Source organism: Zoogloea sp. LCSB751, from assembly GCF_002028455.1.
Classification (GTDB): domain Bacteria; phylum Pseudomonadota; class Gammaproteobacteria; order Burkholderiales; family Rhodocyclaceae; genus Zoogloea.
In genome coordinates, this window is the sequence record NZ_MWUM01000034.1 from 1 (window position 1) to 25,719 (window position 25,719).

At 60.0% G+C, this 25,719-nt stretch carries 21 protein-coding genes and 2 pseudogenes; 17 read left to right on the top strand and 6 right to left on the bottom strand.

Features of this window, described 5'->3' with window-relative positions; all coding sequences use genetic code 11:
• The 14 genes from B4920_RS31045 to B4920_RS23610 form a co-directional block, all read left to right on the top strand.
• Positions 1-105: hypothetical protein (locus tag B4920_RS31045; protein WP_139379613.1), on the top strand; the 105-nt coding region annotated here is incomplete at its 5' end.
• A 34-nt stretch (positions 106-139) separates the two neighbouring features.
• Complete coding sequence (locus B4920_RS23550; protein WP_079437129.1) at positions 140-1,003, top strand: SDR family oxidoreductase; 864 nt, start codon at positions 140-142, stop codon at positions 1,001-1,003.
• Between the two features lie 64 nt (positions 1,004-1,067).
• On the top strand, positions 1,068-2,507 hold the full coding sequence (locus B4920_RS23555; RefSeq protein ID WP_139379614.1) for a DHA2 family efflux MFS transporter permease subunit: 1,440 nt from the start codon (positions 1,068-1,070) through the stop codon (positions 2,505-2,507).
• Positions 2,508-2,747: 240 nt separating this feature from the next.
• Complete coding sequence (locus B4920_RS23560) at positions 2,748-4,409, top strand: DUF1302 domain-containing protein (RefSeq protein ID WP_079437131.1); 1,662 nt, start codon at positions 2,748-2,750, stop codon at positions 4,407-4,409.
• A 25-nt stretch (positions 4,410-4,434) separates the two neighbouring features.
• Positions 4,435-5,793, top strand: a complete 1,359-nt coding sequence (locus B4920_RS23565) for a DUF1329 domain-containing protein (RefSeq protein WP_079437133.1) — start codon at positions 4,435-4,437, stop codon at positions 5,791-5,793.
• 120 nt (positions 5,794-5,913) lie between these two features.
• Positions 5,914-7,002, top strand: coding sequence for a YCF48-related protein (locus tag B4920_RS23570; RefSeq protein WP_161493380.1), 1,089 nt, complete (start codon positions 5,914-5,916; stop codon positions 7,000-7,002).
• A gap of 33 nt (positions 7,003-7,035) precedes the next feature.
• The gene (locus tag B4920_RS23575; protein WP_079437135.1) at positions 7,036-9,468 is read left to right on the top strand and encodes an RND family transporter; all 2,433 of its coding nucleotides are present in this window, start codon (positions 7,036-7,038) and stop codon (positions 9,466-9,468) included.
• 108 nt (positions 9,469-9,576) lie between these two features.
• On the top strand, positions 9,577-10,542 hold the full coding sequence (locus B4920_RS23580) for a lactoylglutathione lyase (RefSeq protein ID WP_079437137.1): 966 nt from the start codon (positions 9,577-9,579) through the stop codon (positions 10,540-10,542).
• Position 10,543: 1 nt separating this feature from the next.
• Positions 10,544-11,368, top strand: coding sequence for an enoyl-CoA hydratase/isomerase family protein (locus B4920_RS23585; protein WP_079437139.1), 825 nt, complete (start codon positions 10,544-10,546; stop codon positions 11,366-11,368).
• A gap of 44 nt (positions 11,369-11,412) precedes the next feature.
• Positions 11,413-12,240: an SDR family NAD(P)-dependent oxidoreductase gene (locus tag B4920_RS23590; RefSeq protein WP_079437141.1), complete on the top strand. Its 828-nt coding sequence runs from the start codon at positions 11,413-11,415 to the stop codon at positions 12,238-12,240.
• Between the two features lie 171 nt (positions 12,241-12,411).
• The gene (locus B4920_RS23595; RefSeq protein WP_254051036.1) at positions 12,412-13,176 is read left to right on the top strand and encodes a zinc-binding dehydrogenase; all 765 of its coding nucleotides are present in this window, start codon (positions 12,412-12,414) and stop codon (positions 13,174-13,176) included.
• A 26-nt stretch (positions 13,177-13,202) separates the two neighbouring features.
• A complete protein-coding gene (locus tag B4920_RS23600) occupies positions 13,203-14,141 on the top strand; it encodes a Rieske 2Fe-2S domain-containing protein (RefSeq protein WP_079437144.1) in 939 nt (312 codons plus the stop codon).
• Positions 14,138-15,184: an aromatic ring-hydroxylating dioxygenase subunit alpha gene (locus B4920_RS23605; protein ID WP_216819998.1), complete on the top strand. Its 1,047-nt coding sequence runs from the start codon at positions 14,138-14,140 to the stop codon at positions 15,182-15,184. Before B4920_RS23600 ends, B4920_RS23605 begins: the two co-directional genes overlap by 4 nt.
• Positions 15,177-16,388, top strand: a complete 1,212-nt coding sequence (locus tag B4920_RS23610; RefSeq protein ID WP_173862696.1) for a multidrug effflux MFS transporter — start codon at positions 15,177-15,179, stop codon at positions 16,386-16,388. Before B4920_RS23605 ends, B4920_RS23610 begins: the two co-directional genes overlap by 8 nt.
• A gap of 30 nt (positions 16,389-16,418) precedes the next feature.
• On the opposite strand, the gene B4920_RS23615 is transcribed toward B4920_RS23610, so the two are convergent.
• The 6 genes from B4920_RS23615 to B4920_RS23640 all read right to left on the bottom strand — a co-directional run bounded on the left by B4920_RS23615 (position 16,419) and on the right by B4920_RS23640 (position 23,094).
• Positions 16,419-16,667: a hypothetical protein gene (locus B4920_RS23615; RefSeq protein WP_079437147.1), complete on the bottom strand. Its 249-nt coding sequence runs from the start codon at positions 16,665-16,667 to the stop codon at positions 16,419-16,421.
• Positions 16,668-16,688: 21 nt separating this feature from the next.
• Positions 16,689-18,272 (bottom strand): NAD(P)/FAD-dependent oxidoreductase, encoded by a 1,584-nt coding sequence (locus B4920_RS23620; RefSeq protein ID WP_079437148.1) that lies wholly within the window; start codon positions 18,270-18,272, stop codon positions 16,689-16,691.
• Positions 18,273-18,370: 98 nt separating this feature from the next.
• Complete coding sequence (locus B4920_RS23625; protein ID WP_079437150.1) at positions 18,371-19,684, bottom strand: amidohydrolase family protein; 1,314 nt, start codon at positions 19,682-19,684, stop codon at positions 18,371-18,373.
• A gap of 71 nt (positions 19,685-19,755) precedes the next feature.
• Positions 19,756-20,325 carry an aromatic-ring-hydroxylating dioxygenase subunit beta gene (locus tag B4920_RS23630; protein ID WP_079437152.1) on the bottom strand — a complete coding sequence of 190 codons (570 nt, stop codon included), beginning with the start codon at positions 20,323-20,325 and terminating at the stop codon, positions 19,756-19,758.
• Positions 20,326-20,366: 41 nt separating this feature from the next.
• Positions 20,367-21,677, bottom strand: a complete 1,311-nt coding sequence (locus tag B4920_RS23635; protein WP_254051038.1) for an aromatic ring-hydroxylating dioxygenase subunit alpha — start codon at positions 21,675-21,677, stop codon at positions 20,367-20,369.
• Between the two features lie 313 nt (positions 21,678-21,990).
• Complete coding sequence (locus B4920_RS23640; RefSeq protein ID WP_079437155.1) at positions 21,991-23,094, bottom strand: hypothetical protein; 1,104 nt, start codon at positions 23,092-23,094, stop codon at positions 21,991-21,993.
• 250 nt (positions 23,095-23,344) lie between these two features.
• On the opposite strand from B4920_RS23640, the pseudogene B4920_RS31050 reads away from it, so the two are divergent.
• The 3 genes and pseudogenes from B4920_RS31050 to tnpC all read left to right on the top strand — a co-directional run.
• Positions 23,345-23,503, top strand: a pseudogene (locus B4920_RS31050) (transposase); the annotation flags it as partial.
• A 196-nt stretch (positions 23,504-23,699) separates the two neighbouring features.
• Positions 23,700-25,361 (top strand): annotated as a pseudogene (locus B4920_RS23650) (Tn3 family transposase); the annotation flags it as partial.
• The gene (gene tnpC / locus B4920_RS23655) at positions 25,358-25,714 is read left to right on the top strand and encodes a Tn3 family transposase post-transcriptional regulator TnpC (RefSeq protein ID WP_079437157.1); all 357 of its coding nucleotides are present in this window, start codon (positions 25,358-25,360) and stop codon (positions 25,712-25,714) included. The pseudogene B4920_RS23650 and the gene tnpC, both read left to right, overlap by 4 nt.
• Positions 25,715-25,719: the final 5 nt, after the last annotated feature.

Below are 25,719 nucleotides of genomic sequence, written 5' to 3' on the forward strand. Positions count from 1 at the left end.
ACCTCGCTGCTGCATGAGCTGGAACGTCGGCAAGCGCGTTACGGCTTGCAGGCAATCTGCTGTGCCGGGGGAATGGGCACCGCAACCATCATCGAACGGCTTTAGATAAAAGCATGACCCTCGGAGAAGGCGAAAGACCATGAATATTGATCTAAGTAGCAAGCGCGTTATCGTTACCGGAGCGTCCCGGGGTATTGGCAAGGCGATTGCCGGGGCTTTTGCAAACGAAGGGGCACGTGTCGCCATCTGTGCTCGTACAGCTGCAGCGGTGGAGGAAACTGGCGCTGAGTTGGCGAAGTCGGCACAGGCCGTGATCGCCCGCGCCGTTGACGTTACCGACACCGAAGGTGTGCGCCAATTCGTCGATGAAATTGCCGCCGAATGGGGTGGGGTGGACGTATTGGTGAACAACGCCGGACAAGGCAAAGGTGGCAACCTGGATACCCTGACCCCGGAAGCCATTCTGGAGCACGCCAACATCTTGCAGATGGGCCACTTTCGTTTCATTCAGGCAGTGGTGCCATATATGCGCAAGCAGCACTGGGGGCGGATCATCGAGATCAATGCGCTAGCTGGCACCATCCCGACACCAGACGGCATTCCGTCTGTGATTAACCGGGCTTCGTGCATCGCGTTGGCTAAGTCCTTGGGCATGTCGCTGGCTAAGGAGAATATCTTGGTCAATACCCTCAACATGGGCTGGATCGACACCGGTCAGTGGGACCGTCACTACCAGGAAATGGGTCCTGGATGTACCCGCGAGGAGTTCGACGCGATGGTGATGAAGGTGGTCCCGGTCGGTCGCTACGGTAAGCCGGAAGACGTGGCTGGTATGGCCCTGTTCTTGGCCAGCGATTACGCCAGTTTCATCAGCGCAGCTTCTATCGATATCGCTGGCGGTATGGGAGGGCAGATTGCCTACTATCCGACACTGAAGCGTGATTTTGAGGCCTCCATCCGGGCCCGGTCCACCAGTCCTGCCCCATCCGGCGTGGCTGCCTGAGACAACAGGGAGACGGGCATGAGCAGGGAAGGGCACCTATACGCCGCTCTGCAGCCCGACCCACGTGAGTACTCAAGCCCATTTCTCCGGAGCGGCGGAATTATCTGCACGTCATCGCCTGCTGGTGATTCTGACCGTTGTGCTAGCTACCGGCGCAATGGTGGTCGAGGCGACCATCATCAACGTGGCTATCCCGACGATCATGCGCGAGTTCGTCATTGGCCCTGAGGCGGCCCAGTGGTTGTCCGCAGGTTTTCTCGGAGCGATGGTCACCACGATGCTACTAGCCTCATGGTTCGAACGCCGCTTTGGGCCCCGGACGACCTACGCGGGGGCTCTGGTGTTATTCAGCCTCGCTTCGCTGGCAGGCGGGCTCGCCGAGAGCATTCCCGTGCTGATTGCGGCGCGGGTTGCTCAGGGCGCCATATCGGGTCTGGTCCAGCCCTTGGGGCTGGTGGTGATATTCCGGGTCTTCGCGCCATCCGAACGGGGGCGGGCGATGTCCGTCTTCGGCCTGGGCGTTGTGCTGGCGCCGGCTCTGGGGCCGGCTGTGGGTGGTTACCTGGTGGATCTGGTGAGCTGGCGGGCGATTTTCTTCGTGACCCTGCCCTTGTGCGTGGGTGGGGTCTTTCTGAGTCTGCGCTATCTGCCCGAACGGGACTGCGAGATCCCGTTTCAGCGCTTCGACGCGGTCGGACTCGCTCTGATGGGATCGTTCATATTCTTTCTGTTGACCGGTTTTGCGGTGGGGAATGCAGAAGGCTGGACATCGTTGACCTTCCAGTTTCGTCTGGCGATCTGCTTCTTTCTGACGGTGGCCTTAGTCGGGTGGGAGATGCATTTCCCGCATCCATTGTTGCAGTTCCGTCTGTTCCACAACTCCCATTTTGCGGCCTCTGCGCTCGTCGCCTTCGCTTATGGGCTGGGTTTGTACGGTTCTACCTACCTCGTGCCGCTCTACGTCCAGTCGGTCCTTCATTACGACGCCGGGCTCTCTGGCTTGCTTCTGATGCCAGGAGGGCTGGCGATGGCAGTAAGCATCATCCTGACAGGTCGCCTGCTCGATCGCTTTGCCGCCCAACAGTTGATCGTGACTGGACTCCTGTTTTTTGCAGCGTCCCTTCTGCTGATTGCGATAGGGGACGTGGCGGACTCCTTTGCAGTGCTGGCGGTGTTACTTGCGCTGGGAAGAGTCGGCTTGGGCATGACGATCCCGTCTCTCAATCTCGGCGCACTTCAACTCATCGAGTCGCCCCAACTGGCTCAAGCGTCGGGAACGCTCAATTTTATACGTCAGTTGGGCGGTGCCATCGGCGTAAATGTGCTGACGACCCTCTTTAGTCGACTCAATGCGGGAGGGCTGCATTCCGGACTTGCTGCGGCCGCATCCATGGAGAGGGCTTTCAACGTCTGCTTTGCGATTGTTGGCATGGTTTTCCTCCTCGCAGTGGTTCCAGCCCTACGGATGCGTCGGGACCTAGCGAATCCAGAAGGCAACGCCTAGGCCTCGCATTGAGGAACAGAGTACGATTATTAAATTCTTATATTAGAATCAAAATCGTACTATAGAATTTTAAAAAAATGATCAGTACAATGCAGGAAGCGTCGACGGGATAGAAAAGTCCTGCGTCGCTTCGAAGGATGAGGAGTCGATGGTGTTGCGGAACCCCGCTAGAAAGGGGCCGGGACATCGAGGTCGCGGGTAGCCGTGATCATCAGCGTCGTATCTGAGGAGACACAATAAATGTTCAGAAACAAAGGTTTGGAGCGTGCACGGGTCCCCCTGCACGGAGTGGCTGCAGCCCTTGCAATCGGCTGGGGTAGTGGCGCTATGGCCGTAGAGATCGAGACCGACAATCCGGATCTGCGGATCCGCTGGGACAATACCGTGCGCTACAACCTCGGTATGCGGGCTGAGGGGCAGGACCGCCGACTCCTGAATAGTCCGAACTTTGATGAGTCGGACAGCAAATTCGGCAAGGGTAGTGTGGTGACCAACCGGATCGACCTGCTGAGTGAGCTGGACCTGAGTTACAAGGGACAGTTTGGTGCGCGTGTCACTGGTGCGGCTTGGTATGACAATGCCTACGACAACCACACTGTGCATACGACGGCCCCCGGAGGCGCCTTCACAAGCTATTACAACAACGAGTACAACTCGACCGTCAAACGTTATGTAAATGGTCCGTCTGGCGAACTGCTCGACGCCTTCGTGTGGGCCAACATGGACATCGGCGCCGTGCCCCTGAACGTAAAGGTTGGCCGCCACACCAATATCTGGGGTGAGGGACTGCTGATCGGTGCCCATGCCATTTCCTATTCCCAGTCGCCGGTCGATGGCGTCAAGGCGGTGACCAGCCCGGGTATTGAGACGAAGGAGGTCTTTCTGCCCATTGGCCAAGTATCCGCGAAGGCCCAGGTGACGGACCGCCTGTCCATCGCCGGCCAATACTTCTACGAATGGGAGCCCACCCGCGTTCCACACTCTGGCACCTACCTGATGGGCGCCGACACCGCACCGACCGTGGATCGCTTGCCCAACGGCTGGGCCCGCGCCGAGTCGAAGAAGCCTGGTGGCACCGGTAACTGGGGCGTTGCCGCAAAGCTGAACATCGAGGAGATCGAATCAACCTTCGGTGCCTACTACCGCGAGTTCAACGACTATGCGCCGGAAACCGGAGTCCAGTACCTGGGGGCACAGGGCCCCTTCCGCTTTGTTTACCCGGAAGACGTACGTTTGATCGGCCTGAGCTTTGCTCGAGTGATAGGTCCGGTCAGCTTCGGCTCAGAGCTGTCCCTGCGCAAGAATGGTCACCTGAACTCGACCGGAGTCAGCTCGGTGAATGGCACCGGTGCCCGCGGTGATACCTGGCACGCCATCGTCAATGGGGTGTATTCACTCCCCAAGACATCGTTCTGGGATGTTGCCAATCTCGTTGCCGAACTGGCCTATAGCCGTCTCGACAGAGTCACCAAAAACCCCGAACTTTACAAGGCCGTGGGTTATAACTGCGCGAAAGTCGGGGGACCTGCGGGCAACAAGCTCGGTAACAAGCTGGATGGTTGTTCCACGGACGATTTTGCCCAGATCGCCATCAATTTCACGCCCCAGTACCTTAACGTTTTTCCGTCCTGGGACATGGATATCCCGCTAACGATCAACTATGGTCTGAGCGGCAACGCTCCGAGCGGCGGTGGCGGCTTCGAGCGCCTTATGAGTTGGTCTGCCGGTGTCAAAATGACGTACGCATCACGCTATGAGTTCACCTTGCGTTATGCCGACATGGCAGCAGCCACAATCTACAACAGCACCGGGACGACAGTGCTTGGCGGTAATGGTTTGAGCAGTGCGGTTGGCGCCACGGATCGGGGCTGGCTGACCTTCACCTTCAAGACGGCCTTCTAAAGGCTGCAATCAGGAGACTAGGAACATGAAGAAGCACACAGCAATTGCACTGTTGAGTCTGGCCATCGTCTCGACGCATAGCGTGGCGGCAGTCACTTCGGACGAGGCCAAGGAGCTGGGCAAGTCGTTGACCAAGTATGGCGCGATCAAGGCCGGTAATAAGGAAGGCACGATTCCCGAATACACCGGAGGCTTAACCAAGGCGCCCTCCGATTTCAAGCCCAAGAGTGGCTTCTGGGCTGATCCATTTAAGGATGAGAAGGCGATCCTGCGCATCGACGGCAAGAATATGGACCAGTACGCTGACAAACTCAGCGAAGGCCAGAAGGCCCTGTTGAAGAAATTCCCGACCTACTACATGGACGTCTATCCCAGTCATCGCACTGCAGCTGTTCCGGCTAAGGTGCTGGAGGCCACGGTCCGCAATGCGACGACCTGCAAGACGCTGAAGAACGGCCTGGCGGTTGATGCAGCCTGCCGTGGCGGACTGCCTTTCCCGATTCCCAAGACTGGCAACGAAGTCATGTGGAACCTGTTGCTCCGTTACAAGGCCGACACAACTACCAAGTCATCCCGTTCGTGGGTGGTGGACTCTTCGGGCAAGGCCGTGATGACGGCCCAGCAGCAGACCCTGGAGGAGACGCCGTACTACCACGCCGAGCTGGATGGCCGAGACCCGCAGATGTACTGGCGTACCCATTCGCTGACCCAGGCGCCGGTGCGCAAGGCGGGCGAACTGACCGGTCTCGTGGACTTCCTCGACCCAACGGAGAAGCCCCGCCGCGCTTGGGGATATACCCCCGGCCAGCGTCGCGTAAAGCTGGCGCCTGAGTTCTCCTACGATACACCGGTGTCGAGCATGGGCGGCGTCACCCTGTTTGACGAGCTGTTCGTGTTTTCCGGCATGCAGGACCGTTTCGACTTCAAACTGGTCGGCAAGAAGGAGATGTACATCCCCTACAACGCCTACAAGCTGTACTTTGGTTGCAAGACCGATGAGCAGTTCATGCCCAACCACGCTAATCCCCAGTGCTGGCGCTGGGAGCTGCACCGGGTGTGGGTGGTAGAAGCCACGCTCAAGCCGGGCAATCGTCACGTCTATACCAAACGGACCTACTACCTTGACGAGGACACCTACGGCGCAGGCATGTTCGATGCATACGACCAGAGTGGCAAGCTGTACCGCTCTCTGTTCAATTCCATGGTTCAACTCTATGACGTGACCGCACCCTACACGGTCAAGAATGTCATTTATGACTTCAATAAGGGCATGTACGCCCTTGTCAATGATGGCCTGGAAGGCGGTTATGGTGTGCTCGACAAGCCCATGCTCAATCGGGATATGAACCCCGAGGCAGTCGTGGCGCGGGAAACAGCACGCTGATTGCGCCAGGCTCCGGACGCCCGGTCGTCCGGAGCGCTTGTACCTGGCCGGCGCCTTCCATCGTGAGGACGGATGGCGTCTCGGCCAGGATCGCGATCAACGGCAAACGGGGATTCTGCTGTGAACATTCGATCGATTCGGGTAGGTTTGATCTCTCTTGCGGTACTACTTGCAGCGGGTGCTGCTGCCGCGAGCCTTCAAGCTGACGTCCTTACCAGTGCTGCCCAGGTCACGCCGCTGGCCTTCCGTAGTCCGCTGGTTAACATCACCAGCGTCGGCCCACATCTCGTTGGCGTGGGACCGCGGGGGCACATCCTTATCTCTGCTGATGGCGGCAGGCTGTGGCGCCAGGCGAACGTGCCGGTTCGTGCCGATCTCACCGCTGTACGGATGCTCGACGCACGCCTGGGATGGGCCGTGGGGCACGACGGTTTAGTCCTGCGAACCGAAAACGGCGGCGCAGACTGGATCAAGGTGCTCGACGGACGTTCCGTGCGCACCCTTCTGGAACAGAGCTACCAAGCGCGTGCTGAAGCGGGCGATGCGGCAGCGGTTCGCATCAAGAGCGAGATTGATCGTCTGATGGCCCAATCGGCCAGCTCTGACGTGATGCCGAACCCCTTTCTCGACGTCATCTTCAGCGATGCCCGTGAAGGTTTCGTGGTGGGCGCCTTCGGACTAGTCCTGCGTACCCTCGATGGGGGCAAGAGCTGGGAACCGTGGATAGAGCGGGCCGACAACGATCGCCGCCTGCACTTCTACGGTGCCGCCAGCGACGGCAGTACGCTTTTCTTCGCTGGCGAACAGGGGCTGCTGTGTCGTCTGGACAAGGGCGCCGATCACTTCACGGCAATTCCGACGCCCTACAACGGCACCTTCTTCGGCGTATATGCAGCCCGCGGACTGCTCGTCGCCCATGGACTGCGTGGCAATGCTTGGGCAAGCGAAGACGACGGCGCGACCTGGCGCAAGATCGAGACTGGCGTCGAGGCCAGCATTATTGCCGCATTGCCGGCAGGCGGTGCACGTTTGATCCTCGTCTCACAAGCCGGGCACGTATTTTCCACCAAGGATGGCGGCCGGAGCTTGGCGGCATTGCAGGTGCCCCGTCAAGGCGAAGTGCTTGCTGCCACGATGGTGGGCGAAAAACAGCTGGCGCTGACGCGTCATGGCGGTGTTAGCGTGCTTACGCTGCCAGCCGCTCAGTAATTTCCCAGCCAACAACAACGACAAGAGACAACCATGGCCGGCCATAAAGAGAACAGCGCAATGCCCGTGGTCCGGGATGTGGCCGATTTCAATCGGCGGTCCGGGAACATCCTCGAACGTTTTATTTTCAATAACCGGGCGATCTTTCTGGTGGCCTGTCTGATTGCCACCCTGCTGCTCGGGTTTGCGGCTACCCGCATCCACGTCAACGCCAGTTTCGAACGGATGATCCCGATCGGCAGTCCCTACATCCTGAACTATCTGGAGAACAAGAAGGAGCTGCCGGGGCTGGGCAACACGATTCGTATCGTCGTGGAGAACAAGACTGGCGACATCTACGACCCCGAGTACCTGGAGGTACTCCGCAAGGTCAATGACACCCTCTACCTGATTCCCGGTGTCGATCGTTCGTGGATGAAGTCTCTGTGGATGCCCATCGTCCGCTGGCGGGAGGTCACCGAAGATGGGATTACCGGCGGGGCTGTGATGCCCGCTAACTACGATGGGACGCCGGCTACGGTCGAGGCGCTGCGTACTAACGTGGCCCGTGCCGGCATCGTCGGAAAGTTGGTGTCCAACGATCTGCGCTCGAGCATGATCGTCACCCCCATGCTGGATGTAAATCCCCAGACCGGCGAGCCGCTGAGCTACGGCGCCTTTGCCGATGACCTGGAGCAGAAGATTCGTGCCTTCGAGAGCGACAAGGTTGGCATTCATATCGTCGGTTTCGCCAAGGTGGTTGGCGACCTGATCGCTGGGCTGCGCGAGGTGATGATGTTCTTCGCCGTATCGGTTGCCGTGGCGGCTGTCTTTGTCTACCTCTACACCCGTTGCCTGCGTAGCACCGTGCTGCTGGTGACGGTGGCTGTCATCGGCGTGGTCTGGTTACTCGGCCTGATGCAGTTGCTGGGCTACGAACTTGATCCGTATTCAATCCTGGTACCTTTTCTGATCTTCGCAATCGGCCTGTCCCACGGGGCTCAGAAGATGAACGGCATCATCCAGGACATCGGCCGTGGCACCCATAAATACGTGGCGGCCCGCTACACCTTTCGGCGCCTGTTCATGGCCGGTCTAACCGCGCTGCTGGCCAACATCGTCGGCTTTGCGGTGCTGGTCATCATCGACATTCCCGTGATTCGTGATCTGGCGATCACCACCTGCGTTGGCGTATCGGTGCTGGTGTTCACCAAGCTGGTTCTGATCCCGGTGACTCTGTCCTACATCGGCGTCAGCGAATCGGCCGCTCGTCGGGCTATCGAGGAAGAATCGGGCACGCAGGCGCCGCGCACCGTGATCGGCCGCCTGTGGGCGCGGCTCGACGTGCTGACCGAGCGCAAGTGGGCTATCGGCATGATCTCCGTGGCCGTGTTGATCACTGCCGTCAGCACCGTGGTTATGAAGGATCTGCGAATCGGCGACCTGGATTCCGGCGCCCCCGAACTGCGCCCCGAGTCCCGCTATAACCAGGACAACGCTTACATCACTGCCAACTACGGTCTGTCCAGCGACCAGTTCGTGGTCATCATGAAGACAGGGGCAGAGGGCTGCCGACTGTATGACTCGCTTCGCCAGATGGACGATCTGACCTGGGCATTACGGCAGGATCCGGCCGTGCAAACCACCACCTCGCTGGCCGAATCGGTCCGTTCGGTGTCGTCGGCGATGTTCGAAGGTAGCCCAAAGTGGCTGGCCCTGAGCCGCAATCAGGCAATCATTGATGCATCGGTGTCCGCCGCGATGATTGCGGCCCCGGACATTACCAATCAGGGCTGCTCCGTGACGCCGCTGGTGGCCTATTTAGCCGACCACAAAGCCGACACCCTGAGCCGGGTGCTGAAGATCGCCGAGGACTTCAAGCTGCAGCAGGCCACTCCGGGCAGTTCCGGGCAGCCCGTCGAATTCCTGCTCGCAGCGGGTAGCGCCGGCATCGAGGCCGCTACCAACATCGAAGTTCAGAAGAGCATCGTCACCATGTATCTGGCTGTTTACGGGGCCACGGCGCTGTTGTGCCTTATCACCTTCAGGAGCATTCGCGCCACAATCGTCGCGCTGATTCCACTAGTGATGACCACCATCATCTGCAAGGCGCTGATGGTGTGGCTGGGTATCGGCCTGAAAGTCGCCACCCTGCCAGTGATTGCCGTCGGTGTGGGGGTAGGGGTCGATTACGCCCTCTACCTGCTATCGGTGCAGATCGCCGTACAGCGCCGCGGCGACTCCCTGCGCACGGCCTACCGACGCTCGCTGGATTTCACCGGCAAGGTCGTCGCCCTGGTGGGCATGACGATGGCCGCGGGGGTGATCACATGGGCCTGGTCGCCAATCAAATTCCAGGCCGACATGGGCATTCTGCTGACCTTCATGTTCCTGTGGAACATGCTCGGTGCCCTGGTACTGATCCCGGCCCTGTCGCATTTCCTGCTCAACCCAAAGCCCCAGGTTACCGCCCTGGCCACCGCCTGAGGCGCGTCGCTCAGACGACCTCACAACCCGATTACCGATAAGCACGCCGACTGGCCGGATTCGTTCCGGCCAGGGATTGGTGCGCGCAATTTGAAGGAGACAAAAGCAATGTTCGACCTGTTGATGAGCGCCGATATGATGGTTCCGGATCCCGATGCGATGACGGATCTGCTGGTCAAAAAGCTGGGCATCCATTCCCACCCGAACTGGCGCCAGGCCTTCGACAATCACCCTTACATCGCCCACTTCCTGCGGGTGCACAAGTCCTTGGCGGTGTCGCCGACACGGATTGAACCCCAGTGGCACCTCGACCGCCCGAACCCCGGCGACCCGCTGTTCCACGACTTCCTCGAAAGCCTGATGGCGTACCAGGGCCGGCATCGCCCGATGCTGACGCACTCCATCGTGCTGGCCTGCCAAGGCCCCAAGTTCGATGCCTTGGTCGACAAGCTGATGCGCCGCCGCCTGCCGTTCCGCATGGCCCAACGCACCCCAGAGATGCCCTTCGACCGCCTGTGGCTTGGCGTGACGCCGGAAGACCCTCACTACCGCCCGGTGGTGGACGGCGGCTTATGCATCGAGGTGATGCCAATGGAGCCACTGCAGATGCCAGCCGACACCTTCGCGACTCCGGCTCCACAGCCCCGCGATCCGAAGCCGGGTGACATGATCCGCGTGACGGCCCGCGGCTTCTTGGTTCGCGACCTGGACCACACACTGCGTTGCTGCTCCAGCAACCTGGACTGGGAACCAGTCGGCGAAGTTGAGGCCTTGCACCGAGAAGGTTGTCGCCGCGCCACCATGGGTCTGACCCTGCAGAACAGCGCTTCCCTTGATGTGATCGAGGCAACCCGCTGGGATAGCGAGGCTGGCCTCTATCTGAATAGCTGGGGTCCTGGCCCTTACTACATCCGGATTGCCGTGAACGGCCTCGCCGCCAAGGCAGAAGACCTGCGCGCGCGCGGTGTGAAATTCACCTGGGTGCAGGAGTCTGAAGCAGTTGGCGGCGGTTCGCTGATCAAGATCGACCCAGCCGAACTGAACGGCCAGGTCTTCGAATTCGAGGAGTGCTGAAATGGGCGAGGCAACTGAAGTGGGCTCCGCCGTGACGGAGATGATCAACTCCGCTGTCACCTTGGTGCGCGACGGCGGGATTGGCTGGGTGGTGCTCAACCGGCCGGGGCAAATCAACGCCATCAACGACGACATCCGCAGTGGAGTGCCGATGGCCCTGGCGACCCTTGATGCCGATCCTCTGATCCGCGTGATCGTCTTGCGCGGAGAAGGCTCGCGTGGCTTTTGCGCCGGGGCCGACATTAAGGAGTCACGGGGCCCTGAGTCATCAATCGAGGTGCGCAGGCGCATGGAGCGGGCGCGGTGGATCGAGGCCCTCGACAGGACCGAGAAACCCGTCATTGCCGCACTCCACGGCTACTGCATGGGAGGCGGTATGGAGCTGGCATTGGCTTGCGACATCCGCTTTGCCTCGCCGCAAGCCATTTTTGCGCTACCGGAGACCGGCCTTGGCTTGATTCCAGGCGGCGGCGGAACCCAGCGTCTGGCCCGGGTGATTGGGCCGGGGAGGGCCATGGATGCACTACTCACCGGCGAGCGTTATACCGCCGAACAGGCACAAAGCATCGGCCTGGTAACACGTATTGCGATCAGCGATGAAACGCTGCTGGAGGAAGTCGCCGAGTTCGCCAAGCGGATCGCCGTGAAACCGCCGCTGGCTACGCTCTACGCGAAGCGGGCAGCCCGGGCGGCGCTGGAGCTGGAGCTAAAGAAGGGCCTCGACCTGGAGCTGGACCTATTTGCGATGCTGGCCCCGACGTCGGACGTAAAGGAGGCCGCCCAAGCCTTCCGCGAAAAACGCGAACCCCGTTTCTCCGGCCACTGAGGCCCGAGGGTATTCATCACAACAGGATTGGACGGAGAACAACCATGACAGGAAAACTTGAGGGGCGCGTAGCAATCATTACCGGTGCAGGCGGTGGCCTCGGCGCCGAGTGCGCTCGCGTGCTGGCTATCCACGGCGCCAGTGTGGCAGTGGTGGACATTAATGGCGCGGCTGCCGCAGCCGTGGCCGAGAGCATCCGGGCGAGCGGCGGCAAAGCGATTGGCATTAGCACCGACGTATCGCAGGAGCCCGACGTCAAGGCAATGGTCGAGGCCGTTGTGACCCACTTTGGGCGCATCGACGTGCTGCACAACAACGCGGCCATCCTCAATATTGAACAACGCCAGAAGGACCGGGACGTCATCAATATGGACGTGGACGCCTGGGACCGGGCAATGGCCGTGAATCTGCGCGGCGCCATGTTGTGCTGTAAGCATGCTATCCCCGAGATGCTCAAACTCGGCCGGGGATCGGTGATTTTTGCGACCTCCGGCCTCGGTGCCCAGGGCGACGTCACCCTGTCGGCCTACGCAGCCTCCAAGGCGGGGCTTATGATGCTGGCCAAGTCCATTGCGGCCCAGTATGGCAAGCAGGGCGTGCGCTCGAACGCGCTGCAGATTGGCCTCGCTCCGGCGGAAAACGCTCACGAGACGATGCCGGCTGCGCTACTCGACATCATCCGCGAGAACCACCTGACACCGGAACTCGGCTCCCCGCGGCAGATAGCTGACGTGGTGGCCTTTCTGGCTTCGGACGAGTCGTCCTTCATTACCGGCACGACCATCGTCGCCGATGGCGGTTTCGCAAGCCATACGCCGTCGATGGTCGGCATGAAAGCGCTATTCGCTCAGTCTGGCAGCAACAAGATGTAAGGGGGGGGCATGCGTGCAGCTGTGATTACGGAACGGGGTGCTGCCCCTGTCATCCGAGATTTTCCGGCGCCCCAGGCTCGTGAGGGGTGCATTCTGATCGATGTTGACACCGCTGGCCTGGGCGGCTGGGATGTGCTCGGAGCCTATCGTCTGGGGGTGGAATACCCCTGCGTGATTCGTGGTGAAGGTGTCGGCCGGGCGCCGGACGGACGCCGGGTTTACTTCGGCGAGCGCTCAGTGCTGCCCTATGGCGCCTGGGCCGAACAGACACTGGTGCCAGCCGAAGAGGTGTGGGATGTGCCCGACAGCGTAGACGACCGGACGGCGATTTCGATGGGCATCGCCGCCACCGGTGCGCTGGTTCCGCTGGAACAGGCCAGCATCAAGCCGGGCGAGAGCGTACTGATCCTCGGGGCCACTGGGACCCTCGGTCAGATCGCCTTACAACTGACTCGCTATCTGGGTGCCGGCCGGGTAGTCGCCGCGGCCCGCAATGGCACGGCGCTGGCCCGATTAGCCGAGCGCGGTATCGCCGATGCGACGGTGCAACTAGGTGGCGATGACGACGTGGCCGCCCTCAAAGCTGCTTCCGGCGACGGCTTCGACGTGGTGCTCGATCTGGTGTGTGGCCAACCCATGCTCAACGCCCTCAAGGCCACCCGCTGGGGTGCGCGCATCCTGACCATTGGCACCGGAGCGGGCCGACAGGTGAATCTCGATATCGCTGATTTGTTATTCCGCACGCTGTCTTGCGTCGGCACCGGCCAACGTCCGCCGGCCGATCGCCGGGCCATCTGGGAGCGTCTGCTGGGCATTGCCCTTGAACAGAACATCGTCGTCGATTACCTGGACTATAGCCTCGACCGGGCCGCCGATGCATGGGCTGCCCAAATGGATGGCCCCCACGCCAAGATCACGGCCCGCATCCGCGACTGATCGACACAATTCCGGAGGCAGGGGAGATGGCTGAAGGTCAGTGGTGGGCGGTGGCGCTCACCGAAGCGGTAAGCAGCGAGAAGCCGCTCCCGGTCGTGTGCGAGGGCGAGGAGTTGGTGTTGTTTCGCAACGCAGCCGGCCAGGCTTTTGCTCTGGAGGATCGCTGCCCCCATCGGCGGGTACCGCTTTCGCCTGGCGTGCTGACGCCGGGCGGGCTGCAGTGTCCGTATCACGGGTGGACGTTCGACGGTGCCAGCGGGGTGTGCAGAGAGATCCCGAACCTCCACGCGGATGAGCGCGTCCCGGCCCGCCATGCCGCCAAGGCTTTTCTGGTGGCTGAGGCCGATGGGTTCATCCACGTCTGGCGTGGGAGCGGCGCACCCACTGGTGTGCTGCCGAGCGCGGCCTACCGGCCGGCAGGCCGCGAGTACAGTGGTTCGGCTGTGGTCAACATGGCCCACTGCAACTATCTAGAAACCATGCTCGACGGCCCGGAATGCCTGCTAGCGTTCCCCTGCGTGACAATCACCGACTTTTTCCTCGGCGAGCCTCGACGGGACGACAAGCATCTGGTCCTCGACCACGGCGGCGTGTGGAAGGGGAAGGGTATCGGCCCCGCGTTTGTGCGGGATCATCCGCTAGTGCTGCGGACCCGAGTACCGTTGGTCGGTGGTGCGATTTTCGTCGAGCTGCTGACGGCTGCCGAGGTGCCGCTGGTGACGATATTCATTGCTTCGACAGCGAACCGGCGCGGAACCACCAGCCTCAACTGGCGAGGCTTCCGGCATGCTCACAAAATCCCCAGCGCCCCCCTTGCGTGGCAGCTTCGGAGGGCTGCCGGACGGGCGCCATTTGAAGTTCTTGCTGAGGTAAAGGGCGCGTCAATAGCTGCCTTGCGGGTCGCCCCATCCCTTAATCTTACAAGTCGCACGCGGCATGAAGCAGAGTGTAGGAACCCACGATGAATGACATTGCGATTGCCAAAGCGGGCGCCGCCGATGGTTACGAAAACTCGCGCCTAGCCGACTGGGTACCGATCCATTTCGACTTGCGCGACACTTGGTTTCCAGTGGCCTTCAGCGCCGATATCGGCACTCAGGCTGTGCGTCGCATCGTGCATGCCCAGGCCTATTACCTGTGGCGCGACCGGGGCCGGATTCGCGCTGCCGAGTTTCGCCCGGATCAGCTTGAGGAGTTACGCCGTTCGGCCACCGCCTTTACCGGCGGCACGGGCCACTATCCGGTCACCGAGCGCTACGGCTACGTTTGGGCTTGGTACGGCAACCCGGACAATGCCGACCCGGCGCTGATTCCCAGCATCCCCTTCCTGCCGGTTGATGGGAGCAACATTCCCCGTTACACCCAGCGCACAGTGCGCTTCGATGCGGCCTCGCCGCTGTCGGTGGAAAACCTAATCGACCTGACCCATGCAGATTTCCTGCACGCCAAAGCCATTGGCGACGGACGCAGCGAGTCGGACATCGTCGAGGTGCAATCGACCTCGGAGACAGTTACTCGCACCCGTATCGTCACCCGCAAGTCGGTGGCGCCGGTGATGCGCTGGATCGGCGGGGTGCGTGCCAAATACCAGGACTTGCGGGCGGTGCTTCACGTGCATCTCCGCAACAATCTCGCCATCTCCTATCCCAGCTTCAGCCCAGGCTATGCGATTCCCAACGTGCAGCCCTTCGTGCCGGTCGGGCGTCACCGTTCGCGGGTAGACCAGACCAACTATACGGTGGCCGCACCAGCCCCATTCCGTTGGCTGATGCCGCGTATTTCTTACGTGATCCAGCCTCAGGATAACGCTGTGCTGCGCCCGCAAAACGAGCGTTACTTCGACGCCGACAGGCGGCGGGACCTGAGCTCCCGCTTCGATGCCCCCGGTAACCGCTATCGGCTAGTGATGAGGCGCCTTGCTGAACGGCAGCGTCGGGGTGATTTCAGCTATGCGGCCGACGGCGACCCGAGTGTCGATATTTCGGCTGTGCTCGGCATGGATGGCTAAGCTTCTGTCACAGCGGCATCCTTCCAGGGGGGGCTATCTTGGTACCACGGTGATTCTGGCCGGGTTGGCCATGGTCGGTCCGTTCTCGATCAATACCTATCTGCCGTCCTTCGGCGAGATGGCGGCGGTGCTGAGCACCGACCAGACCGCCCTTCAGCAGACGGTGTCGATATATTTCGCGTCCTTCGCCTTCATGGCCCTGTGGCACGGCTCGATTTCCGATTCGCTAGGGCGCCGCCGGGTGGTGTTGGTCGGGCTCGCCGTGTATGCGCTGGCGTCCCTCGGCTGCGCTCTGGCCACCCGTGTCGAGCAATTGTGGGTGCTGCGCGCCTTCCAGGGCTTCTCGGCGGGGGCCGGCATTGTCATCGGCCGCGCCATAGTGCGTGACCTGCACGAGGGGCCGCTGGCCCAGCGCATGATGTCGCACGTGGTGATGATGTTCGGGTTGGCACCGGCCATCGCACCGCTGGTCGGAGGCTGGCTGCAGGCAGCTTTTGGCTGGCGTTCGGTGTTTGTCTTTTTGTGCCTGCTGGCCCTCAGCCTCTTCACGGCAGTGGCCGTGCGACTGCCCGAAACGCTACCGCCGAATAGCCGCCAGCCTTTCAATTTTTCTGCGCTGGCGCGGGACTACGCGGGGGTCTTCTGTAACCTGCCTTTCATGACTTGGGCACTGGCTTACGCCTGCATGTTCGGTGGTTTTTTTCTGTATGTACTGTCGGCACCGGTGTTCCTGATGCAACATCTGGGCCTCGGCGAGACGGATTTCCTATGGCTGTTCGGCCCGGCTACCGTGGGTTTGATGCTGGGTTCTGCACTGGCCGGACGGGTTGCCCAGCGCTGGTCTCTGCCCACGACCCTCAAGTGCGCCTTTCTGATCATGGCGTGTGCGATGTGCTACGACATCGTCGTGTGTGTCATTGCCCCTGCCGGTGTCACCTGGTATGTGATCCACATTTTTATGTTCAACCTTGGCATGTCGCTGGCCATCCCAACCCTGACCGTGCGTGGGCTCGATTGCGTGCCGGGACGCCGGGGCATGGCCTCGTCGGTGCAGTTATTCTTGCAGACGGCCTTCAATGCCATCATCGCCGCCGTGCTGGCTCCACTATTGTGGGGCTCACTGCTGAGCCTTGCGCTCGGCGCCGCCGGCTTATGCCTGTGCGCCGGGCTTGGTGTGCTGCTGGCAGTACGACTCTCCAGGTGAGGGGGCGTTTCGCCAGCAGCGCAGGATCAATCAGGCCTTGGCAATCTTGCCTTCAGCCGATCTTTTCGACTGCCAATAGCCTTTGAACAGAATCACCGGCATGCGCAGCAGTGTTCGCCAGCCGAGCAGTTTTAAGGCCTGCCAGCAATCCTCCGGCTTGATGAGGATCACGGTGGACATCGAGCCCATAACCTTGCCTTTCATGACGAGATTGTCTCCATCCTGCTTAATCGATTTGACTTCCATCATCTCGACCCCCTCCCTGCTGAACATCTTCATGGTCTGGCCGCTCCTTGCTGGTCAGGCATCGACCAATTTGTCGAAATCCATGTTGAACTCCTCCATCAGCACTCGGGCCACGTTGCGGCCCGATGATGCGGTGACGCCACCGCCTGGGTGGGTGCTGGCACCGGCCATGTAGAGTCCATCCACCGGCGACTTGTACTGGCCGTAGCCTGGAGCCGGGCGGTTGCCGCCGATTTGCCAGTTGTAGGAGCCGAAGTGCAGGATATCGGCGCCAATCATGGCGTTGTTGTGGCGCTCAATGTCCAGCGGTGTCATCCACGAGAAGCCGATGATGTTGTTGTCGTCCATATTAGTGGTGAGCTTGCGCAGGTCATCGAGGAAGCCGTGGGCAACCTCCTTGCCGATCTCGTCCCACTTCTGCGGGCCACCCTTAACGTTGTAGGGGGCAAAGGCGTACATGTTGAGCACACGCTTACCATCCGGTGCACGGGTCTTGTCGTATACGTCCTGCATTACGTAGGCGATGAAGTCGCGGCGGGGGATTCCGTACTCGAGGTCAGAGAACGCTCGAGCGAAGTCTTCCCAATTAGAGTGGGAACGCTCGACCCAGAAGAAGTCATCCACCGTTGGGCCAACCTTGTACTGGGGTGCCTCGTGCAGTGCCAAATGCAGGTTGAAAGGCTGGAAGCTATTGTGCTTGAGGCCGCGGATGCGTGGCTCGAAGCCTTCCGGCAGGCTCGCGCCGGGTACCATATGGGGAAAAACCTGCTTGACATGCATCGTCGAGATGACTGCACGGCTGGCAATGATTTCCTCGCCGGATTCCAGCACCACGCCGGCGGCCTTGCTGCCTTCCATGAGCATCTGTTTGACCGGGGCCGACGTACGCACCACGCCCCCATGGGATTCGAAGCATGCACGTAGGGCATCGGCGAAGGCGCCTGAGCCGCCTACCGGAATGCCCACGCCGTAGCGGTGCATAAAGGGCAGGATAATGTAAAACCCGAAGCCGGTCCCGTTGTTGAACGGGTTCATCATGGCTTCAGAAGCGTAGCGGGCAAGGGCGATCTTGACCTTATCGTTCTCGAACCATTCGCAGATGAAGTCCCATGCACTCATGGCCTGGGTGCGCATCAGCTCCTGGCCTACCACACTCTGCTCCATCATCACAGCCTGGGTACTGGAGCTGGGGGGGGAATGGAACATGCCCATGACCATCATGTCGAGGTTCTGGAAAACCTGATGGTTGAAGCGCCGGTAGGCTTCGGCGTCCTTCATCGAGAACTTGGCGATGGCCTGGCAGGTGCGTTCCAGGTCGGTATAGAACTCGAGGGTGGTGCCATCGTCGTAAAAGATGGCGGTCATCTTGTCCGGGTTGATGTATTTCAGCCCGAACTTCGATTTGAGTTCCAGTTCGTCATTGCGCAGCAGCGGGTTGGCCTGTAGCAGGGTGTGGGCCACCGAGCAGACGTCGTGCTTGAAGCCCGGAACGGTCAGTTCGCGGGTCATCACGCCGCCGCCGACCTTGTCATTCTTCTCTACAACACACACCTTGAGACCGGCCTTTTGCAGGTAGCAGGCGGCAACCAGTCCGTTATGGCCGCCACCGGCCACGACGATGTCGAATTTTTCGCTCATGATTGGGGATCTCCCGGGTCAATTCGTGGGCGCAAGCCGGCCCCTGCCACGGCTGGACGCCGATGGCATGAAGAGGCTGCGGCTTGCGGAGGTGGGGCTTAGAGCGCTGTTTCGGCGTCGGCCTGCTTGAACATGGCGTTAATATCGCCCGAGGTGACCGGCTTGCCGGTTTCACGCTTCGGCGCGGCGCCGCCCATGCCGAGGGCCGGTGCGGTGTTCACCCCCTTAGCCTTAGCCTGAGCGCGCAAAGCGCCGACGGTGCAGTTTTCGCGACCGAGCAACTGCAAGGGGTTGTAGTTGAACTCGCGCATCACGTTTAGGTGAGTGACCTTATTGATGGTCTCATCCGACAAGTGCTTGAAGCTCTCCCACACCACTTCCGGGGAGTTGGGCCAAGTGCAGTCGGAGTGGGGATAGTCGCATTCCCAGCCGACCATATCCTCGCCGATGTGCTTGAGGTTTTGCAGGCCGAAGTCGTCTTCGATGAAGCAGGTGATGATGTGCTTCTTGAATACCTCGCTTGGCTTGAGACCGCCGAAGTCAGCGTTGGTCCAGGCCTTGTGGTGGAGGTGGGTAAAGTCCGCCCGCTCGAGCAGGTAAGGAATCCAGCCGATTCCGCCCTCAGACAGGGCCATCTTCAGGTTCGGGTACTTCTTCCACATGGGGGCCCAGATCCAATCAGCCGCCGAATTGGCGATGGAGATCGGCATCGAGGTAATCCAGGCATCGATGGGTGATAGATCAGAGGCGTGGTCGGCCTTGGCGCCTGTGCCTATGTGGCAGTTGATCACCACACTGTTGTCGGCGCAGGCTTTCCACATCGGATCCCAGTACGGGTCGTGGATGGACGGAAAACCGTGCAGGGCAGGGTTATCGGAGAAGGTGATGGCGTGTACGCCAAGCTTGGCCATGCGGTTGATTTCGGCCGCGGCGGCGACCGGGTCCCACCAGGGTACGATCGCCAGTGGTATGAAGCGGCCGGGAGCCGCGTTGCACCAGTCATGCAGGTGCCAGTCGTTATAAGCCTGGATCGCGGCGAGGGCAACTTCCCGGTCCGGGTGGGTCTGGAAACGCTGGCCGGCAAAGCCGGGGAAGGTCGGGAAGCAGATGGAGCCGAGCACGCCGTTGGCGTTCATGTCGTCCACGCGGGCTTGGATGTCCCAGGTGCCGCGGCGCATGTGTTCGTAACCCAGGGGCTCCATGCCGTACTCTTCCTTGGGCCTGCCGACCACCGAATTAAGGCCCATGTAGCCGGTGGCGCGTCCTTCAAACACCCAGACGTCCCGGCCACCGCGGCTTTCAATATGGGGTTCCCGGCCCTTGAACTTAGCCGGCATGTGGCGTGCAAAGGCGTTGGGGGGTTCGATGGCGTGATCGTCAATACTGACGAGGATGAGGTCTTCGAGTTTCATGTCTTGTCTCCTGACCGTCGCTCCAATTCGAGGGAGGAACGGCGTATGTAGTTTTCTTGTTGATTCAGTGATCAGAGAATGATGCCCAGATTTGGGGTGCCAATGACCACCTGATCAAGCAGGATTTCCCGGCGGGCCAGCTTCAGGCTGCCCTGAACCCGGCGCAGGATGTCGTAGCGGACGCAGGGGATCAAATCGAAGTAGTCAAAGTCGAAACGGCTGCGGGTGACCAGCAGGTAGCTTTCAACCTTGAATTCGTCGGCCTTGTCGGTCTTGTAAACGCGAACATTGCTGACCATGCGCTTGACACGGGATGGGGGATCTTCGCCCCAGGCGCTCTTAGTGTCAGTGATGCGCTTGACCCGCATCATCATCGAGCCGTAGCTCTCATGGAGGTGCTGAACGGTGCGAATGTAGGTCTGGTCGAACTGGGCGGTTGACCGGGTGTGACGCAGCGGGGCGTTGTATTCCAGATCCTGGGTTAGCAGTTCGCCCCATTCAGCGAGGCGAAGGTTGTCGAGCATCTCAGCTTCGTCATAGAGAAAGTCGAGGATCTCGTTGTACTCCGGGCTACCGATGGCAACGCGATTGGCGCGCACGGACGGGGGCAGCGGGGTGGGTTCAAGAAGGTTCTGCAGCATGTATGTCTCCCGAATGTTGTCTGGTTGGATTGGCGCGTCGATCAGCTTTCGGCCGTCATCAGTTCGTGCCAGTACTGCCACCAGCGCCACTGGGTGTCGTCCTTGGTGAAGCCATCTCCCACGTCGCCAGGGCCAGGCCAGCCTTCAGGCTTGCCGGTCTCGTAAATGGCTTGGTATTTGAGGGTTATGTGCTTGCTCACCGCGCCCTTGGCGGCGATGGTCTGGTGTGGCCAAGTGTCGGAGTCGTCCTGCTCGACCATCCCGGAGGTACCCAGCAACTGGACGCCGAGACGCAACATGGTTGCCTTAAGTTCCGGTGGCGTGTCCTTCTCGGCGAGTATCCAGTTCACAAACTCCAGCTTATCCGGCCCCTTGGGTACGTAGGCATGCAGCGCCATCACGCCGACGACGCCATCCGGCGTCGGGATATAGACAAACTCGAACAGCCCGTTCGGAAAGAAGTTGCCGACTTGCGGCGGACGCCAAGTGATGATCTTCAACTGGTCTTCACTCAGGTTGCGGAGCAATTCCGGGATCATTTCCTGAGTGACACCCGGCGGTGGCAGGGCTTCAAGTTTCTCCTTTACCGACAGTTCGGACGGGTCCTTGCCAGTAAGTCGCCGGATCTTCCTGTCCAACTCGATGCATCGCATGGTGTGGGCGTGGGCGGTGTACACTTCGGATCCGTACATTTCCGGGGTTAGATCGCCGCCGCCGCCTTCACTGCCCGGCTTGCGGTAGGGGCCAACTTCGGACAACCAGCGGTGCAGGGTCAGCACATGGAAGCCGTCGGAGGCGGACTGCTCGCAGGCGGTCTTCCAGTTGGCCCGAATGGTGAAGCGCTGGGGCGGGCCGAGAACTTCCATGCCCTTGTCGGTGCGACACCACAGTGTGTCGAAATACCATTTGGCATCGCCGAGGAACTCTTCAAAGCTCGGACCTTCGATGTTCCAGGTGGCGAAGATGAGGCCACCATAAATGGCCACGCGGGCTTTCTTTAGACCTAGTTGCTCCTTGCTAAGCAGTTTGCCGTGCATAGACTCCTTCTCGACCGGGGCGCCGATGAAGTCTCCGTTCGGCTTGAAGGCCCAGCCATGGTAAATGCACACATGAGCCGGGGTGTTACCGCAGTCGAGCGTTGAGATCTTCATGCCCCGGTGCGGGCAGACGTTTAGGGATACATGCACCCCGTCCTTGTCCCTGGCCACCAACACGGAGTCCGAGCCGAGGTCACGGATCATGAAGTCGCCGGGCTTGGGGATCTCGGTTTCGTGGCCGAGGAAGACCCAGGTTTTGGCGAAGATCCGCTCCATCTCCAGTTCATACAACTCCGGGTCCGACAAAGTCCGCATGGCAACTTCCCGAGTTTCCAGATTGATTAAGTCCGAAATTCGGGTTCCGTCAGCCAGCGTGCGCTGTGAATTTTTCTGCATTGCCTTCTCCTCCTTTGGGAATCTGCCTCGTTAAAGTGAACACTTTTTGATAAATTGTTCAACTTGTCGCGAGTATCCCCTCCCTTCATCAGGGTCGATTTGACTTAGGTCAACGAGCCTTGAATTTGTACGGAGGCAATGAAACGAGCAGGAATGAGCGGGCCACTGCTGGCATCAAGAAGTCGCGGCGAGCCGCCATGGAAGCAAGCGGGGCCCGCCTTGCAGCGAGGGGTCAGGGGTGACCGACGCTATCGCGGAGGTCCTGCATCCAGTGTAGGCTGGGACCAAAAGAGGGGAGGATGCCGGGCTTGGCTGCGACAATGTAAGGGACGGCCTGCAGACAGGGCGTCAGGGTGGCGACATAACTCGGCTCAATGTTCATATTTCCGAGCTTGAAGGTCCGATCGTCGTTTCTGTTGGAGACCTTGATGTCGAGCGTCATCCGCATCGACGGGCGGCCTTCGATGGTTGCTACATAGTATTGACCAGGCTGGATCCCCTCAGGGAGCATGCCGTTTCCCATCAGCCAGTGGTATTCGATCGTGAACAGGGCCTCTGGGCCAATAGTATCGACGAAACCTTCCATCCGGTGGGTGATGCGCCCGACAGTCCCGGCCTTTATGAGGAAGGGGGTTTCGATATCAACTGTGCTCGGGACGTAGTCATGACTCTCGAGCACTCGGTCATACTTCACCCCGAGCACCTTTTCGGCGGTGTATACAACAGCCTTGGTGAAGTTTGACGCGATAGTCCGAGTGATTTCGATCTTCTCTGCATCGGCGGGAAGCATGCCAAACCCTACGTGTTTCAACGGACCGGGTGCTGTGAGGCTGCAGTCCCAATTCTCCTGCAGCTTGATCGAGCGCACATCGGCACAGGCTCCGGTCAGCCCGAGAAGTATGCGATCGCTGATCAAGTCTGGATCGATACCACCTGCGTGGAAGACAGAATTGCCCTTGGCGCAGGCGGCTCTGAGTCTAATAACGAATGCCTGTTCGCGAAACAGGTGGGCGTTTTGGTAGGGCAGCGGCGTAACAACATTCTTCCCCGCCGCAAGAAGCATTAGGATCTCGTCGTCGGTGTGGTAACGACCTTCATCGTGAGCGGTATAGACGATACAGTCGCAATCAATATTCAGGAGCGCCTCGACGTCACTTGTAAGCGCAATACCCAGAGGGGCGATACCCACGAGATCTCCGGCATCGATGCCGCATTTGCTTTCACTGTACGCACGTACACCGACCAACTCAAAAGCAGGGGAATGGGCGATCTCCCAAATGCACAAGCTACCCATGCGGCCTGGGCCCCAGACGATAATGCGGTAAGGACTTCTCATCACTCTTGTCTCTCCGATTATTTTCTCTTGGTGAAATGGCGGGCTGCCCCCGCGGAAAGACCATAGCATCAAGGGGTAGAGTGGAACTCGTGAAGGTGAACTCCAAGGCGGTTTCCGTTTGACGATTAGTCAAATGATTTCCCGAGCGGAAGAACACCCTAGACCCATCCCCTTACACACAACTCTCCAGCCTGTATGCTTCATGCCAAATAACTGAATGGGCCAACTGATGAGTTGAGCGAGAGACGAGTTCGGGACGAAACAGCTGGGCGATCGGCGGTTGAACAAGCGAGAGGTTCTGCTGGCCGAGCGGCGGGGTCAGCAACCTGGAGCGAGCATCCCCGGAGCCTGTGGAAACTGGGCGAAGACGGCGGCGTATCGCTTCCTGAGCCATGATCAGGTTGGCTAGGAGGAAATCCTGACGGCGCATGCACAAGCCAGCCAGGCGCGGATCCAGGAACATGCGGTGGTGCTGTGCCTGCAGGACACCACGGAGCTGGACTACAACGGCCAGGCGATGAGTGGGCTGGGGCCGCTGTCTTACGAGGCCCAGCGGGGCCTGTATTCTGCGTACCGGTGATACAGCCGGCATCCATGCGGGAATCAGCCGTCATCACCTGGAAATCTGTGTGTTCTCACCCCTGGCGGAGGATCTGCGTGCGGGAGATCTCAGTATCGCCGGTTCAGAGGAGTTCGCGGATTACCGTGATCAGTTGATCCCTTGGGACGAATGCCTGGCACTCCTTCCCGCCTACTGCGAAAAAATCGGACTTCCGCTCAAGGCCGACGACTTTGTGAAGGGACTACGTGACGCACTCAGCACAACTGCGCGGACGTTGGACGAGAGGTTTCCCGAGTGCCACGGTGACGTGATACTGAATGCCTTCGGAGAGCCGGTACTGCGCAAGACGACTGCCCGGGAGATCCCTCAATCCGCGGTGGCGCTGCAGAATGCGCTGACGGAACGCATGCCTCCACGGCACATCCTCGACGTTCTGGGAAACATCGAGCAATGGGTGGGATTCACGCGACATTTCGGCCCGCTCTCCGGCAACATGGCCAAGATCAAGCAGCCTGCCGAACGTTACCTACTGACCATCTTTGCCATGGGCTGCAATCTTGGCCCCAGCCAAGCCGCAAGGCATCTAAGCAATAACGGCATCACGCCGCACATGCTCTCTTTCGTGAATCGGCGCCACTTGTCGGTCGAAAGTCTCGAAGCCGCGCAGCGCGAACTCAACGAGGTCTATCTTCGGCTGGATCTGCCCAAGATTTGGGGCGATGGCAAGACCGTTGCTGCTGATGGAACGCAATACGACTTCTTCGACGAGAATCTGCTGGCCGGATACCATTTTCGGTATCGCAAGATGGGCGCCGTGGCTTACCGCCACGTCGCCAATAACTACATCGCAGTGTTCCGGCACTTCATTGCGCCTGGCATCTGGGAGGCCATCTACGTCATCGAAGGGTTGCTCAAGGCAGGCTTGTCCGTCGAATCCGACACGGTGCATTCCGACACACAGGGGCAGTCTTCGACTGTTTTTGCCTTTACCCACCTTCTGGGCATCAAGTTGATGCCCAGAATTCGCAACTGGAAGAACCTGACGCTCTACCGACCTGACAAGGCTGCAAAGTACGAACACATCAACCGCCTGTTCTCCGGTGTTGTGAACTGGGAGTTGATCGAGCGCCACTGGAAGGATTTAATGCAAGTGGCGCTGTCCATCTACGCCGGCCGGATTTCTTCCGCGACACTGCTCCGCAAGCTGGGGTCCAGCAGCCGCAAGAATCGCCTTTTCTTCGCCGCCCAGGAACTGGGGAATGTCGTTCGGACGATCTTCCTCCTCGAATGGATTGGAAATCGGGAGATGCGTCAGGAGATCACGGCCAATACCAACAAGGTCGAGTCCTACAACGGATTTGCAAAATGGGTTTCATTCGGTGGGGATGTCATCGCGGTCAATGAACCGGACGAGCAGCAAAAGCGGTTGCGCTACAACGATCTCGTGGCCTCAGCCTTGATTCTCCAGAACACCGTCGACATGATCCGCACGCTTCAACGCATGAAGCGAGAGGGGTGGCAGATTTCGGACGACGAGGTGTCCTTCCTGAGCCCGTATCAGGTGGCGCGTGTGAAGCGTTTCGGAGTCTACAGCCTGAAGCTCAACCGCAAGCCCGAAGCCTGGATTGGCGATACCGCGTTCAAAGAGGCTGCGGCCTCCGTCCAGTATGCGCGGCAGGCAAAGACCAAGGACTCGCCGAAGTGAAAATCCCCCCACCGAACTTTTTGACAACGCCTTACGGCGATGTGAACGCCGCGAAACTTGACGACTTGCAACTCGGCTACGACACAATTGAGTTGCTGAGGCAGGTCGAACATCTGGAGCCGATCATGCGGCGGCTCAAGCGGAGCAATGGGATTCGAGACGACATCCTGCGTCTTCACCGTATGGCCCACACGGTGATCAACGGTGCTCCGCTCAGTGAGCCATACCAGGAGGATTTGTGGGAGGCCGCAGCGGCACTGGTAGAAGAGCTTCAATCTGTGGCCAGAGCCTGCTACGACATTGCCGCCGTGATTCAGCCACTCGCGGATCTTGAACCGCACGTGGAGGATTGACTGGC

Bases quoted from the DNA above. Each gene is read 5' to 3' on its own strand.
- B4920_RS23615 (WP_079437147.1), bottom strand. From the start codon at position 16,667: ATGAAGATGTTCAGCAGGGAGGGGGTCGAGATGATGGAAGTCAAATCG.
- B4920_RS23575 (WP_079437135.1), top strand. From the start codon at position 7,036: ATGGCCGGCCATAAAGAGAACAGCGCAATGCCCGTGGTCCGGGATGTG.
- B4920_RS23585 (WP_079437139.1), top strand. From the start codon at position 10,544: ATGGGCGAGGCAACTGAAGTGGGCTCCGCCGTGACGGAGATGATCAAC.
- B4920_RS23565 (WP_079437133.1), top strand. From the start codon at position 4,435: ATGAAGAAGCACACAGCAATTGCACTGTTGAGTCTGGCCATCGTCTCG.
- B4920_RS23550 (WP_079437129.1), top strand. From the start codon at position 140: ATGAATATTGATCTAAGTAGCAAGCGCGTTATCGTTACCGGAGCGTCC.
- B4920_RS23590 (WP_079437141.1), top strand. From the start codon at position 11,413: ATGACAGGAAAACTTGAGGGGCGCGTAGCAATCATTACCGGTGCAGGC.
- B4920_RS23610 (WP_173862696.1), top strand. From the start codon at position 15,177: ATGGCTAAGCTTCTGTCACAGCGGCATCCTTCCAGGGGGGGCTATCTT.
- B4920_RS23630 (WP_079437152.1), bottom strand. From the start codon at position 20,325: ATGCTGCAGAACCTTCTTGAACCCACCCCGCTGCCCCCGTCCGTGCGC.
- B4920_RS23605 (WP_216819998.1), top strand. From the start codon at position 14,138: ATGAATGACATTGCGATTGCCAAAGCGGGCGCCGCCGATGGTTACGAA.
- B4920_RS23600 (WP_079437144.1), top strand. From the start codon at position 13,203: ATGGCTGAAGGTCAGTGGTGGGCGGTGGCGCTCACCGAAGCGGTAAGC.
- B4920_RS23635 (WP_254051038.1), bottom strand. From the start codon at position 21,677: ATGCGGACTTTGTCGGACCCGGAGTTGTATGAACTGGAGATGGAGCGG.
- B4920_RS23640 (WP_079437155.1), bottom strand. From the start codon at position 23,094: ATGAGAAGTCCTTACCGCATTATCGTCTGGGGCCCAGGCCGCATGGGT.
- B4920_RS23620 (WP_079437148.1), bottom strand. From the start codon at position 18,272: ATGAGCGAAAAATTCGACATCGTCGTGGCCGGTGGCGGCCATAACGGA.
- B4920_RS23625 (WP_079437150.1), bottom strand. From the start codon at position 19,684: ATGAAACTCGAAGACCTCATCCTCGTCAGTATTGACGATCACGCCATC.
- B4920_RS23560 (WP_079437131.1), top strand. From the start codon at position 2,748: ATGTTCAGAAACAAAGGTTTGGAGCGTGCACGGGTCCCCCTGCACGGA.
- B4920_RS23580 (WP_079437137.1), top strand. From the start codon at position 9,577: ATGTTCGACCTGTTGATGAGCGCCGATATGATGGTTCCGGATCCCGAT.